We start from the raw sequence: 13,019 nt of genomic DNA on the forward strand, positions 1-13,019 counted from the left end.
ACTCGCCTACGGCGGCGTGGGCATCGCCATTCTCGTCGTCGGCTACCTCATCGTCGACCTGCTCACCCCCGGCAAACTCCACACACTCATCTGGGAGGACCGCAACACCAACGCCGTCCTCCTCGTCTCCGCCAACACCCTCGGCGCCGCCCTCGTCGTCTTCTCCGCGATCATGAGCAGCGAATCCGAACTCGGCCTCGTCCCCGGCCTGGTCTCCACCGGCGTCTACGGCCTCATCGGCCTCACCGTCATGGCCCTGGCCTTCCTCCTGATCGACCTCATCACCCCCGTCAAGATCTCCCACATGATCAGCAACCCCGAGCCCCACCCCGCCTCCTGGGTCAGCGCCACCGCCCACATCGCCATCGCCGTCGTCATCGCCGCCGCACTCACCTGACCCCGACAACGGCCCCCGCTCCCGGCCCGACCCACCCCCACAGACAGGCACCACCCGTGACCGACACCGCCGAGACAGAGACCACCGAGCGGACCGGCCCGTCCAGCACGCGAACCGGGTTCCGCCTACCCGTGCCGCCGCGGCTGGCGCGCTTCCTCATCCTCAGCGCGGTCTTCATCTGCGCCGCGTGCGGCCTGGTGTACGAACTGGCCCTCGTGGCCATCGGCAGCTACCTGCTCGGCGACACCATCACCCAGGCCTCCGTGGTCCTGTCGGTGATGGTGTTCGCCATGGGCGTCGGATCGCTGATGTCCAAGCGGTACCAGTCCAGCCCGGTGGTGGCCTTCGCCGTCATCGAAGGAGTGCTCTCCCTGGTCGGCGGCCTGTCGGTCCTCCTGCTCTACGGGGCCTTCGCCTGGCTGCAGGCCTACCAGCCGGCCATGGTCGTGCTGGCCTTCGTCATCGGGATGCTCATCGGTATGGAGATCCCCCTGCTGATGACGCTGATCCAGCGCATCCGCGAGCAGAAGGCATCCGAGGCCGTCGCCGACCTGTTCGCCGCCGACTACGTGGGCGGGCTCATCGGCGGCCTCGCCTTCCCTTTCCTGCTTCTGCCCCTGTTCGGTCTGCCCAAGGGCGCGCTGATGGTCGGCGCACTCAACGCCGTGGTCGGTGTGGCGGTGGTCCTCTGGCTCTTCAGGTCACAGCTCACCCGGCGCGCCCACATCGCCCTGGCGTCCGGGCTCGCCCTCATCGTCGCCGTGCTCGCCCTGGCCTTCGTGTACGCCGAACGGTTCGAGGTCGACGCCCGGCAGGCCCTCTACCGCGCCCCGATCGTGCACGCCGAGCGCTCCGACTACCAGGAGATCGTGATCACGCAGTCGCTGGACGGTGAGGACACACGCATGTTCCTCAACGGCAGCCTGCAGTTCTCGACCCTGGACGAGTACCGGTACCACGAGTCGCTGATCCACCCGGTGATGGACGGGCCGCACGAGGACGTGCTCGTCCTGGGCGGCGGCGACGGCCTGGCCCTGCGCGAGATCCTCGGCTACGACGACGTCTCCTCGGTGACCCTGGTCGACCTCGACCCCGCCGTCGTCGAACTGGCCTCCACCGACCCGGTGATCAGAGCCGCCAACGAGGGCTCCTTCGAGGACCCCCGTGTGGAGGTCGTCCACACGGACGCCTTCAACTGGCTCCGGGAGAACGCGCGGACCTTCGACGCGGTGGTCGCCGACCTGCCGGACGGGTCCGACGTCGGCCCGGCCAAGCTGTACTCGGTGGAGTTCTACTCCCTGGTCAAGCACTCCCTGGCCGAGGACGGCCGCCTCGTGGTCCAGGCCGGCTCACCGTTCTTCGCGCCCGAGGCGTTCTGGAGCGTGAGCCACTCCCTGGAGGAGGCGGGGCTGGCCGCCACCCCCTACAACGTGGACGTCCCCTCCTTCGGGAACTGGGGGTTCTACCTGGCCTCCCACGACACCGCCCCGGCGCCGGCCGTCCCGGAGGACGCGCCGCCGCTGCGCTTCCTGGACGCCGAACTCCTGGAGGCCGCCCTGGTGTTCCCGATGGACCGGCGCGACCCCGGGGTGCGATCGTCCACCCTCATGAACCCCCGCATCATCGACTACCACCTGGAAGGCTGGCGCGGATACTGACCTTCGGCGCGGTTCGGAAAAGAGGGGGCACCGCGCGGCCCTCGGGTATCTCGGGCCGGTGGGCAGGCCACGCGGTGGATCGGAAAGCACCGGACACGGCCATCCTGTCCGGCTCAGGCGCTGACACGGTGGTGCGCCGTCGCGTTTCGGGCAACGCTGACCCCGACTTTCCCCGGGCTTTCCGCTCGGACGGTACGAGGGTGCCCGGACCGCCGTGTCCCCGCCTCCGCCCTCACACCTCGCCGAGGGCGGCCAGGGCCATGACCGCCCCGAGTTCCCAGCAGGCCTCCCGAGCCGCCCCGTCGGGCCGCCCGGTCACCAGGACCGGGGGCCGGTGCCGCCGCCACCCCATCCCCTTGGTGATGGACTCCACAGCCCGCACCGCCCCCGAGGCGTCGTTGTCCCCGTGGACGAAGAGCGCGTAGGGAAGACCGTCGGTCCCGTCCTGGGCGGGGTAGTAGACATTGTCGAAGAAATGCTTCAGCGCCCCCGACATGTACCCGATGTTGACCGGTGTGCCCAGCAGGACGGCATCGGCTTCCAGCAGGTCAGCGGCGGTCGCGGACAGAGCCGGCGTCGACCTGGCCGCCACCCCTTCGATATCGTCTGTGCGTGCGCCGTCGAGTACCGCTTCCAGCATCTCCTGGGTCGCGGGCGAGACGGTGTGGTGCACGATGAGCAGTCGAGCCATACCCCAACACTAGGCACCGCCGCCGGAACCACCGCGGTTCTCCCGGCATCCGAACCAGTAAGGACCCCGGCCGCGGACCGCGGGCGGTTCCGGACGACCGCCGACCCCATCCCCCCGGGCGCGCCCGCGCCCGGACGGGGGCACTCCGCCCCGCTCACGGAAGAAAGCCAAGGACCGCCATGAGCCAGCCTCCTTCGAACAGCCCCTACGAGGGTCAGCCCGCTGACATGCCACCGCAGGGGCCGTACACCGGCGGCCAGCCCCCCATGACCCCCCCGCCGGGCGGCCAGCCCCCCATGGGCCCGCCGCCCGTCGACCCGTACGGCACCCCCTACGGCCAGCCGGGCATGCCCCCGCAGGGGGCCTACACCGGCGGCCAGCCCCCCATGGGCCCCCCGCCGGGAGACCCGTACGGCTACGGCCCGCCGCCCGTCGACCCGTACGGCACCCCCTACGGCCAGCCGGGCATGCCCCCACAGCGCAAGAAGACCTCCCCCTGGCTGTTCGTCGGCCTGGGCTGTGCCGGCCTGTTCGTCCTCGGCGTCGTGGCCGTGGTCCTCATCGCCCTGGTCTTCAACGGCTCCGAGCCGGCCGAACCCTCCACGCCCCAGGTGTCCAGCGGGTCGGAGGAGCCCGCGCAGCCCGAGGACCCGTCCGTCGACAACCCGGACATGCACCAGATCGGCGAGGAGTTCACCCACGAGGGGATGACCTACGTCATCACCGGTGCGGAGGTCGTGGACGAGTACCGCGGCTCGACCCCGTCCGGTGAGTACCTCGTCGTGTCCATGGACGTGGCCTCGGCCACCTCCGGCTCCGAGTGGTTCTGGATGGACGAGCAGCGCGTCTACACCGCGGACGGCACCTGGTACGAGGAGGACTACGACCTCACCAACGAGGCCAACGGCGGTGTCAGCGTGATCGTGGACTCCGGCAACGGCTTCACCAGCGTGACCATCCCCTTCGACGTCCCCGACGCCGACGCGATCACGTACATGGGCGTGAGTTCGGAGACCTACGGCGGCAACGAGACCAACGTCGCCCTGTCCTGGTAGGAGCGTGCCGTCCCGGGCGGGACCGGAAGGCCCCGCCCCGCTGCCCGCCGGGCGGCCCTGTCACACCCCGCCCGCGCGCTCCCCTTCGTTGACCACCGAGGCGGTCAGCGCCACATCCGACCGCAGACGCCGCGGTGCCGACCTCGTCCACCAGCCGTCGGCGACCTCCTGCGCGCCGACGGACGCGCCCCGCACCAGCCGCCGCAGCGCTACCAGCGCCGTGGAGGGCAGCGAACGGATCTCGTGTCCCGACCCCAGCCCCCGAAGCGCCAGTTCCACGGGCAGCCCCGGCTTCACGAGACGGACCCGCCCGTCCTCGGCCAGCCGGGCCAGGACCCGCGGGTCCTCACGGCGGTGCGGATAGTAGGCGATGGTCCCCCGCGCTGTCTGATCCCCTACCCAGGACAGATAGGCGGGCATGCGCAGGAGGCCGTCGTTGACCAGCGCGGTACCCAGAACGATCCGCTCCTCGTCCGGAAGCTTCTCCTCCGGCAGCGAGCGCAGCAGGGGGAAGTCGTGCCGCACCACCCTGATCCCGGACGCCTCGGCCGCCGAGAGCAGGTCCTCGGGCAGGGGGAGCATGGTGAACACCGTCAGCCGCCCCTCGGCCGCCGCCGTGCGCAGCACCCGCGCCGTGGAGCGGCCCAAGGCGATTCGCGGCAGGGTCCTGCGGACCCGTGCCCGTACCAGAGCCCGCGGTGAGGGGTCGCTGAGCAGGCGCAGCAGGTGCCAGAGGGAGACCCCGTCGTCGACGAGCACGAGGCGGCAGCGTGCCGCCTTGAGCAGCGCCCGCTGGACCCTGCCGGAAAAGGGGTCGCCGAGCACCCAGGTGTAGTCGTCCGAACGGGGGCGTGCCGGACGCCGGGCGAGTGCGGCGGGCTGGACCGCGGGATGGAGCCGACGCAGCTCCGCGTGGATGGCGCTCAGCCCCGGGGCGTCCTGCCTGAGCATGACGATGCCGTGCGTGGACAGATCGCCGCTCGCGTAGGCCTCGACGGCGGCCAGGAACTGCAGAGGGGACTCCACCCAGGCCGACCCGCGTGCTTCGAAGGCCCAAGGGACGTCATCCATGGGAAAGAGGGAGTTCATGTGAGACTTTCACACCGAAGCCGACATGTGGCCTTTGACGATACAGACCACAAGTAACAGACCACACACGAAGCCGCACCCCAGCCCGCGCCCATAGGCCCTCACCGGGATGGGTCCCCCCTCATCCCGTCAGCACAGCCGTCCAGGTGGTCAGGAACCCGGCCGCTGGAATGATCCACATCACCCCCAAACAGTCCCACATGCCTGCAAGCTGACATGAACCACGCTCAACGGGCGCGGAATCGCATGGCTTCCGCGCCGCCCCCCACGACAAGGAATTGCACAAGCAAGTGATGCACATCGCCTCAGGCGAACTCCGCTCGGGAGGTTCCGGTACGCAGGCCGAGGAGCCCACTTCCGGACCGCGGCCGCCCGGGTCAGCGGTACCCGTCGGGATGGGTCGACTGCCAGCGCCAGGCGTCGGCACAGGCCTGGTCCACGGTGTGCTCGGCCCGCCAGCCGAGTTCGCGGACCGCCAGCCCCGGATCGGCGAAGCAGGTGGCGATGTCGCCGGGACGGCGGGGACCCACCGTGAACGGGACAGGGCACCCGCTGGCCCTCTCGAAGGCGCGGATCGCCTCCAGGACGGAGGTGCCCTTCCCGGTGCCCAGGTTGTACACCTTCAGCCCCTCCCGGCCCTCCAGGCGGTCCAGCGCCGCCACGTGCCCCCTGGCCAGGTCGACCACGTGCAGGTAGTCACGCACACCGGTGCCGTCGGGGGTGTCGTAGTCGTCTCCGAAGACCGTGAGTTCGGGGAGCCGTCCCGCGGCGACCTTGGAGATGTAGGGGAAGAGGTTGTTGGGGATGTCGTTGGGGTCCTCACCGATCAGGCCGCTGGGGTGGGCCCCGACCGGGTTGAAGTACCGCAGCAGGGTCATCCGCCAGTCGGGGGAGGACACCGCCAGGTCCCTGAGGATCTGCTCACCGAACAGCTTGGTCGCACCGTAGGGGTTCACCGCGCTGAGCGGACTGGGCTCGGTGATGGGGACCGTCCCGGGGTCGCCGTAGACGGTGGCGGAGGAGCTGAACACCAGGCGGCGGACCCCTGCCCGGTCCATGGCCTCCACCAGGGTGAGGAGCGCGTCCAGGTTGTTGCGGTAGTACCGCAGGGGCCGGGCCACGGACTCACCGACCGCCTTGAGACCGGCGAAGTGCACGACGGCGTCCACGGCGTACTCGGCGAAGACGCGCTCGACCACCTCCGGGTCAGTGCAGTCGCCCTCCACGAACGGCACCGGCCGTCCGGTGATCTTCTCGACCCGTCGCACGGCCTCCGCGCTGCTGTTCACCAGATTGTCGAGCACCACGGCCTCATGGCCGCGCTCCAGCACCTCGACCGCCGTGTGCGAGCCGATGTATCCAGCGCCACCCGTCAACAGAATCCGCACGGTTCCCGCCCCTTCCTCGCAAGCACCTGTCCTCCGAGGTTACGCGCCTGCCGGCGTCCCGTACGGACGGCGCTCCCACCGGGGCCGACCTCTCAGGCGGCCGCGGACCGCTCCGGAAGGGGGCCCTGATGCCGCCGTCGACCCGCTCGAACCGGCGGGTGTACCGCCAGAGCTTGCAGACGAGCAGCGCCTCGAACGCGAGCCTGGGGACGGCCGAACCCGCGATGGCGGCGAGCCTCACGGCCCCGGAGAACATCCCGGCCGGCGGGGCGACGATGAACACACCCATCGGGAACTCGATACCGCCGAACGGGTGCGGGCGGACCCGGTGAGCGCGCGGCCCGGGTCCGGTCGAAGACGTAGTCGGGCCAGCCGCCGAAGACCGGCCCCCGTGCCCTTGGGCCGGTCGACCTCTCCACCCACGCAGCCCAGCACGAAGCTGCGGTGGAACAGGGCCGCACCGGCCAGGAGCCAGCGCCGCTCACCGGGAAGGAAGCATGCTCCGTTCTTTCTCCCTGCCCTCGCTCTCCCCCGTGAGGACACCTTGAGCACACGAAGGCGGCGGCTGCCCCTCGGAGCTGCCGCCGCAGGAACCGGGTTCGGGGCTACTCGCCCCTCCACACGGGGGCGCGCTTCTCGGCGAAGGCCGCCGCCCCCTCCATCGCGTCGTGGCTGGCGAACACCGGTCCGGTCAGCTCGCCCTGTTTCTGCCACATCTGCGCGGTGGACCAGTCGTCGGAGGCCTGGACGACCTCCTTGGAGACCTTCAGGGCCAGCGGCCCGTTCGGGGTGAGGCGGGCGGCCAGGTCCCGGGCCCCGGCAAGCGCGCCCCCGCTGGGGGTCACCTGGTTGACCAGACCGAGCTGCGACAGGCGCGGCGTGCCGACGAAGTCACCGGTCAGGGCCAACTCCATCGCGATGTTGCGCGGGATGCGGTGGTGCAGGCGCAGCAGACCACCGCCCGCCGCGACCAGGCCGCGCTTGACCTCGGGGATACCGAACCTGGCGTCCTCGGCCGCGACGACCAGGTCGCACGCGAGCACCACCTCGAACCCGCCGGCCAGGGCATAGCCCTCGACGGCGGCGATGAGGGGCTTCCTGGGGCCGCGCTCGGTGAGGCCCGCGAACCCGCGGCCCTCGACGGAGGGGAACTCACCCTTCATGAACGCCTTCAGGTCCATACCGGAGCAGAAGGTCCCCCCGGCACCGGTGATGATCCCGACACCCAGCTCCTCGCGGGCGTCGAGGTCGTCGAGCGCCTCGGCGACCTGTGCGGCCACGGCCGCGTTGACCGCGTTCTTGGCCTTGGGGCGGTTGATGGTGATGACGGCGATGCCGTCCTCAGCCGTGTAGAGCACCTCGTCGGACATGATCTCCCCCTACTTCGGCGGCATGCGCAGGGCGCCGTCGATCCGGACGACCTCGCCGTTGACGTAACTGATCTCCAGCAGGGCACGGGCCAGCCTCCCGAACTCCCCGGCGGTGCCGAGGCGCTTGGGGAACGGGACCGGCGCGGCCAGGCGCTGCTTGAACTCCTCGGCACCCGCACCCTCCCCGTAGATGGGGGTCTCCAGGATGCCGGGGGCGATGGTGTTGACGGTGATGCCGACCGCGGCGAGGTCGCGCGCTGCGGGCAGCGTCATACCGATCACGCCGCCCTTGGAGGAGGAGTAGGCGATCTGGCCGATCTGCCCCTCGATCCCTGCCAGCGAGGCGGTGTTGACGATGGCGCCGCGCTCGCCGTCCTCGTTGACGGGCTCGGTCTTGGCGATCTCGGCCGCCGACAGGCGCAGCACGTTGAACGTGCCGATCAGGTTGACCTGGATGACCCTCTGGTAGCTGTCCAGGTCGTGGGGGTTGCCGGAGCGGTCGACGGTGCGGGTCGCCCAGCCGATCCCTGCGCAGGAGACGGCCGCACGGAAGGGCTTGCCGGTGCCGACGGCGGCCCGGACCGCGGCCTGGACCTGGTCCTCCTGGGAGACGTCCGTGGCGGCGAAGACACCGCCGATCTCCTTGGCGATGGCTTCGCCGCGCTCGGCGTTGAGGTCGGCGATGACGACGGTGGCGCCGGCCGCCGCGAGTTCCTTGGCGGTGGCCTCACCGAGGCCACTCGCACCGCCCGAGACGAGGGCGGAGATTCCGTTGAGATCCATGGGCCGCACTCTACAGACGATGCGGCCCACACACTAGAACCGGGTTCGGTTCAACGCACCGCGTCGCAGGGCCCCGTGCCCCGGGCCGTTCGGGCCTCCCGAGAGCCCGCACGGAAACCGCGTTCGCGGTCATCACCCCGGGCTGCCTTCCTGCCCTGAGAAAACCCGCGCTCCTAGGGTGGCCCCAGGAATCGTCTCCGGAGGATTCGACGCCCGCCCAGCCGCTCCCCGCATGGTTCACCCCACCGCCCGGCGGCTGAACCGCCGATGGCATGGACGATCTCCCTCCAGGTGCGCCCCGACGGGGACTTCGCACTTCTGGCGCAGCGAACCGGAGGACACGGGTCCCGCGATCCACGTCTACGAACTCGACGGGACACACGGCCCCAGGTATGTTCCGACCACGGTCGCCCGGGAACGGCTCAAGCTCGACGTGCCCCTCCCCATCGACATCGACGTGAGGGGATTGGTCCGGCGCTGGACGCATCGCCGTCGGGCCCGGAGCGCCCGGCGGCGGTCGGACCCCGTACCGGGGCGGGGAGCTTCGTCACAGCGCCTCTCCGGCCAGGCGGGCCGCGCCGATCATCCCCGCCTCGTTGCCCAGCGCCGCCGCGACCACACGGGCCGCGGGCCGGAAGCCACGGCCGGGCAGGGTGCGCTCGAAGGCGGTCCGCGCCGGCCCGAGCAGCGGCTCCCCAGCCTCCGACACCCCTCCTCCGATGATGAACAGCTCCGGATCGAACGCCGCCGCCAGGTTGGCCAGGCCCGCGCCCAGCCAGGCGCCCACGTCCTCCAGCAGCTCCACACAGGCCCGGTCCCCCTTGCTCGCCAGTTCACTGACGAGCGGCCCGGTGATCAGCCGGGCGTCGCCGCCGACGGCCTGGTGCAGTCCGCGCGCTACCGGGGACTCGGAGCGGACCAGTTCACGGGCCTCACGTGTCACGGCGTTCCCGCTGGCGTACTGCTCCCAGCATCCCCGGTTCCCGCACTCACAGCGGTGCCCGCCCGGAACCACGGTCATATGGCCGAACTCGCCCGCGATCCCGTGGCGGCCCCGCCACAGCTTCCCGTCGAGGACCACTGCCCCACCGATCCCCGTTCCCAGGTTCACCACCACGACGTGGTCCACGCCCTGCCCGGCCCCGACCCACACCTCGGCCCAGGCAGCGGCGTTGGCGTCGTTCTCCACCACCACGGGCAGCCCCAGGCGCGCGCCCAGGGCCTCCCGCAGCGGCTCCCGGCGCCAGGACAGATGCGGTGCGAACAGCACGTGGCCGCGCTGCTCGTCCACGAACCCCGCGGCACCCACGCCCACGGCCCGTACCGGAAACCCCCGGCTGAGCTCCTGGACGGCCCCGACGATGGTGTCCTCGACCACGTCGGGACTCTTGCTCCGCTCGGGGGTCTCGGTCCGGACCCTGGCGAGTACCCGCCCCTCCGGCGTGACCACACCGGCGGCGACCTTGGTCCCGCCGATATCGACACCGATCGTCAGGGCGCCTCCACCCGGTACGTCCGCCATGTCCTTCCCCAGGCCCCGTGCTCTAGAGGGCGGAGCGGACCACGTCCGCGAGCCGCTCAGCGACCTCGGTGGCCTGACCCGCTTCCTTCGCCTCGACCATCACGCGCACCTTGGGCTCCGTACCGCTGGGCCGGAGCAGCACCCGGCCGGCCCCGCCCAGTTCCGCCTCGGCCTCGCGCACCGCGGCGGCCAGCTCCCCCGACGTGGCCACCCGGGTCTTGTCGACCCCGGAGACGTTGATAAGCACCTGCGGCAGGCGCGTCATGACCTTGGCCAGCTCCGCCAGCCCCTGCCCTCGGCGGGCCATCGCGGCCAGCAGGTGCAGCGCGGTCAGGACGCCGTCACCGGTGGTGGCGTGGTCCAGCAGGATCACGTGCCCGGACTGCTCACCGCCCAGGTTGAACCCGCCGCGCTTCAGCTCCTCCAACACGTACCGGTCACCCACCGCGGTCTCCACCACGGAGACGCCCTCGCGCTCCATCGCCAGTTTCAGGCCCAGGTTCGACATGACCGTCACCACGAGGGTGTCCGCGGCGAGCCGCCCCGCCTCCTTGGCCTCCACCGCGAGGACGGAGAGGATCTGGTCCCCGTCCACGACCCGGCCCTGTGCGTCCACCGCCAGGCACCGGTCGGCGTCGCCGTCGTTGGCGATGCCCGCGTCCGCACCGTGCTCCACCACGGCCCGCTGGAGGGCCTCCAGGTGGGTGGACCCGTGGCCCGCGTTGATGTTGTAGCCGTCCGGGGCGTCGCCGATCGCCACGACCTCGGCCCCCGCACGGCGCAGCGCCTCGGGAGCCACAGTGGAGGACGCGCCGTGCGCGCAGTCCACGACGACCTTCAGCCCGTCGAGGGAATGCGGCACGGAGGCCAGCACGTGGTTGATGTAGCGCTCCGCGCCGTCGGAGGAGTCGGTGACCCGGCCCACCTCGTCGCCCACGCACGGGGTGGAAGGGACGCCGAGCATGCCCTCGATCTCATCCTCCAGGGCATCCGCCAGTTTCCGGCCGCCCCGGGCGAAGAACTTGATGCCGTTGTCCGGCGCGGGGTTGTGGCTGGCGGAGAGCATGACACCGAAGTCGGCATCGAGATCGGCGGTGAGGAAGGCCGCGGCCGGGGTCGGCAGGACACCGACCCGGACCACGTCGACCCCCGTGCTCGCCAGGCCGGCGACCACGGCCGCCTCCAGGAACTCGCCCGACGCCCGCGGGTCTCGGCCGACGACGGCGCGGGGGCGTCGCCCCTGCTCGCGGTCGGCCAGCACACGGGCGGCCGCGACGGACAACTCCAGGGCGAGGGCGGCGGTCAGGTCACGACCGGCGACCCCGCGCACACCATCTGTTCCGAACAGCCGTGTCACAGGCCACAGCCCCTTTCGAGAACGGCGTCCTCGGACGCCGACGGAGAAGAGTTTCGGCGCCGCTGCGGGCGCCACGGGTAGCGGGCAATAACGAGAAAACCCGCGTGCCGCCCCGACGCGGGGACGACACACGGGTGAGCGCTCAGCCGAACAGAGGCCGACACATGAGGTTCTAGGAGCTGTTCTTTGAACACATGCCGCACCACAGAGGGTGTCGCGAGGGCGCCCACGGGGTTCTGGAGGTACCGGAGGCGTGTCCGCGAGGAACGAGTGAACACGCCCTAGGTGCCGAAGGTCCCCGTTCCCCCGACGCCCGAGAGAGACCGAGCCGCGCCGCCAGACGTCCTTTGGGGGCGGTGGCGGGCGACGGGCGGGCCGAAGCGCAGCGGCGGTTCAAAAGAACACAGCCTAGCGCTTGGAGAACTGGGGCGCCTTGCGGGCCTTCTTGAGACCGGCCTTCTTCCGCTCCACCTCACGGGAGTCGCGGGTGAGGAAACCGGCCTTCTTCAGGGTCGGCCGGTTGTTCTCGGGGTCCAGCGACGCGAGCGCACGGGCGATCCCGTGGCGCAGCGCACCGGCCTGGCCGCTGGGGCCGCCACCGTCCAGGCGGGCGGAGACGTCGTAGGCGCCGTCGAACCCGAGGGAGACGAACGGCTCCCGGATGGTCTGCTGGTGGACCTTGTCCGGGAAGTAGGCCTCCAGGGACTTGCCGTTGACCTTCCACTCGCCCGCTCCGGGGGCGATGCGGACACGGGCCACGGCCTTCTTGCGGCGGCCGGTTCCGGCGCTGGGGCCGGACGCGGTGGGGACGTAGGCGGCGTCGGCCGCCTCGTCGGACTCGCTGGTGTACTCGGAGGGGAATTCCTCCGGGTTCTCCGCGTATTCCTGCTCGACGTCTTCGATGCCGGTGGGCTCGACCACGGTTCTCCTCGTGCTTCCTGTCAGTTCTCGCGAACGCCTAGGCCGGCTGCTCGATCTTGGTGATCTCGAACGGCACCGGCTGCTGGGCCTGGTGCGGGTGCTGCGGCCCGGCGTACACCTTGAGCTTCTTGGCCATCTGGCGACCGAGCGACCCCTTGGGCAGCATCCCCTTGACGGCCTTCTCCACGGCGCGCTCGGGGTTCTTCTCCAGCAGTTCGGCGTAGGCGATGGAACGCAGACCGCCCGGGTAGCCGGAGTGCCGGTAGGCGCGCTTCTGGGCCAGCTTGTTACCGGTGAGGGCGACCTTCTCGGCGTTCACGACGATCACGAAGTCGCCGGTGTCGACGTGGGGCGCGTAGTACGGCTTGTGCTTGCCCCGGAGGAGCGTGGCAACCTGGCTCGCCATACGCCCGAGCACGAGATCGGTAGCGTCGATAACGTGCCACTGACGCTGAATATCGCTTGGTTTGGGGCTGTATGTGCGCACGATCGTTTGCCTTCGCTCTTCAGTCGGCTGCCCCATCCCCGTCCGGGATGGTGGACACGTATTACGAAACGCCACCGCGGGTACGGAGGCGTTACTTGGCCGGATGTCCCATGCCAATGAGGACGACCCGGAGGGTGAGTGCGCAGACGATGGTGCGTGGATCGGCACCCGACTTGTCGAGTCTGGGGACCACGGCAACTCAACGCACAACGACGGTATATCCTACCCGGTCACCATGCGCAGGTCAAAGCCGACGGCGGGTGTCCGGGCACGACCACGCCTGGCGGGAAAGCGCCGGCAC

General features: G+C 70.8%; 12 protein-coding genes and 1 pseudogene. 4 read left to right on the plus strand and 9 right to left on the minus strand.

The genetic code is table 11. The features are described 5' to 3' along the window. Both B042_RS0100005 and B042_RS0100010 read left to right on the plus strand, forming a co-directional pair. The coding region (locus tag B042_RS0100005) for a DUF350 domain-containing protein (RefSeq protein WP_028646476.1) at positions 1-397 on the plus strand (397 nt) is incomplete at its 5' end. Positions 398-453: 56 nt separating this feature from the next. Beyond that, positions 454-2,055, plus strand: a complete 1,602-nt coding sequence (locus B042_RS0100010; RefSeq protein WP_081748520.1) for a polyamine aminopropyltransferase — start codon at positions 454-456, stop codon at positions 2,053-2,055. Between the two features lie 232 nt (positions 2,056-2,287). On the opposite strand, the gene B042_RS0100015 is transcribed toward B042_RS0100010, so the two are convergent. After that, complete coding sequence (locus tag B042_RS0100015; protein ID WP_028646478.1) at positions 2,288-2,746, minus strand: flavodoxin family protein; 459 nt, start codon at positions 2,744-2,746, stop codon at positions 2,288-2,290. A gap of 179 nt (positions 2,747-2,925) precedes the next feature. Here B042_RS0100015 and B042_RS0100020 point away from each other — a divergent pair, with 179 nt between their 5' ends. After that, positions 2,926-3,801 carry a hypothetical protein gene (locus tag B042_RS0100020; protein ID WP_028646479.1) on the plus strand — a complete coding sequence of 292 codons (876 nt, stop codon included), beginning with the start codon at positions 2,926-2,928 and terminating at the stop codon, positions 3,799-3,801. A 60-nt stretch (positions 3,802-3,861) separates the two neighbouring features. Here the strand turns inward: B042_RS0100020 and B042_RS21505 are convergent, their stop codons facing one another. The 4 genes from B042_RS21505 to B042_RS0100045 all read right to left on the minus strand — a co-directional run bounded on the left by B042_RS21505 (position 3,862) and on the right by B042_RS0100045 (position 8,431). Then, positions 3,862-4,872 carry a hypothetical protein gene (locus B042_RS21505; RefSeq protein WP_051415361.1) on the minus strand — a complete coding sequence of 337 codons (1,011 nt, stop codon included), beginning with the start codon at positions 4,870-4,872 and terminating at the stop codon, positions 3,862-3,864. A gap of 395 nt (positions 4,873-5,267) precedes the next feature. After that, on the minus strand, positions 5,268-6,278 hold the full coding sequence (gene galE, locus B042_RS0100030) for a UDP-glucose 4-epimerase GalE (RefSeq protein ID WP_028646480.1): 1,011 nt from the start codon (positions 6,276-6,278) through the stop codon (positions 5,268-5,270). 605 nt (positions 6,279-6,883) lie between these two features. Beyond that, positions 6,884-7,648 (minus strand): crotonase/enoyl-CoA hydratase family protein, encoded by a 765-nt coding sequence (locus B042_RS0100040; RefSeq protein ID WP_028646482.1) that lies wholly within the window; start codon positions 7,646-7,648, stop codon positions 6,884-6,886. A gap of 9 nt (positions 7,649-7,657) precedes the next feature. Then, complete coding sequence (locus B042_RS0100045; RefSeq protein ID WP_028646483.1) at positions 7,658-8,431, minus strand: SDR family NAD(P)-dependent oxidoreductase; 774 nt, start codon at positions 8,429-8,431, stop codon at positions 7,658-7,660. Positions 8,432-8,735: 304 nt separating this feature from the next. Between B042_RS0100045 and B042_RS26970 the strand changes: the two are divergent. After that, positions 8,736-8,909 (plus strand): annotated as a pseudogene (locus tag B042_RS26970) (Uma2 family endonuclease); the annotation flags it as partial. Between the two features lie 69 nt (positions 8,910-8,978). Here the strand turns inward: B042_RS26970 and B042_RS0100050 are convergent. From B042_RS0100050 to rplM, 4 genes are all read right to left on the minus strand, one after another. After that, entirely contained in the window at positions 8,979-9,953 is a 975-nt protein-coding gene (locus tag B042_RS0100050; RefSeq protein ID WP_028646484.1) for an ROK family glucokinase, read from the minus strand. Positions 9,954-9,975: 22 nt separating this feature from the next. Continuing rightward, entirely contained in the window at positions 9,976-11,310 is a 1,335-nt protein-coding gene (glmM, locus tag B042_RS0100055; RefSeq protein ID WP_028646485.1) for a phosphoglucosamine mutase, read from the minus strand. A 408-nt stretch (positions 11,311-11,718) separates the two neighbouring features. Continuing rightward, complete coding sequence (gene rpsI / locus B042_RS0100060; protein ID WP_028646486.1) at positions 11,719-12,231, minus strand: 30S ribosomal protein S9; 513 nt, start codon at positions 12,229-12,231, stop codon at positions 11,719-11,721. Between the two features lie 37 nt (positions 12,232-12,268). Continuing rightward, a complete protein-coding gene (rplM, locus tag B042_RS0100065; protein WP_028646487.1) occupies positions 12,269-12,718 on the minus strand; it encodes a 50S ribosomal protein L13 in 450 nt (149 codons plus the stop codon). Positions 12,719-13,019 lie beyond the last annotated feature (301 nt).

The sequence above is a fragment of the Nocardiopsis sp. CNT312 genome, from assembly GCF_000515115.1.
Lineage (GTDB): Bacteria > Actinomycetota > Actinomycetes > Streptosporangiales > Streptosporangiaceae > Nocardiopsis.

What these genes read in the sequence shown, in the direction of transcription:
- B042_RS0100020 (WP_028646479.1), top strand. Translation starts at nt 2,926, where the DNA reads ATGAGCCAGCCTCCTTCGAACAGCCCCTACGAGGGTCAGCCCGCTGAC.
- B042_RS0100040 (WP_028646482.1), bottom strand. Translation starts at nt 7,648, where the DNA reads ATGTCCGACGAGGTGCTCTACACGGCTGAGGACGGCATCGCCGTCATC.
- B042_RS0100045 (WP_028646483.1), bottom strand. Translation starts at nt 8,431, where the DNA reads ATGGATCTCAACGGAATCTCCGCCCTCGTCTCGGGCGGTGCGAGTGGC.
- B042_RS21505 (WP_051415361.1), bottom strand. Translation starts at nt 4,872, where the DNA reads ATGGATGACGTCCCTTGGGCCTTCGAAGCACGCGGGTCGGCCTGGGTG.
- B042_RS0100050 (WP_028646484.1), bottom strand. Translation starts at nt 9,953, where the DNA reads ATGGCGGACGTACCGGGTGGAGGCGCCCTGACGATCGGTGTCGATATC.
- B042_RS0100015 (WP_028646478.1), bottom strand. Translation starts at nt 2,746, where the DNA reads ATGGCTCGACTGCTCATCGTGCACCACACCGTCTCGCCCGCGACCCAG.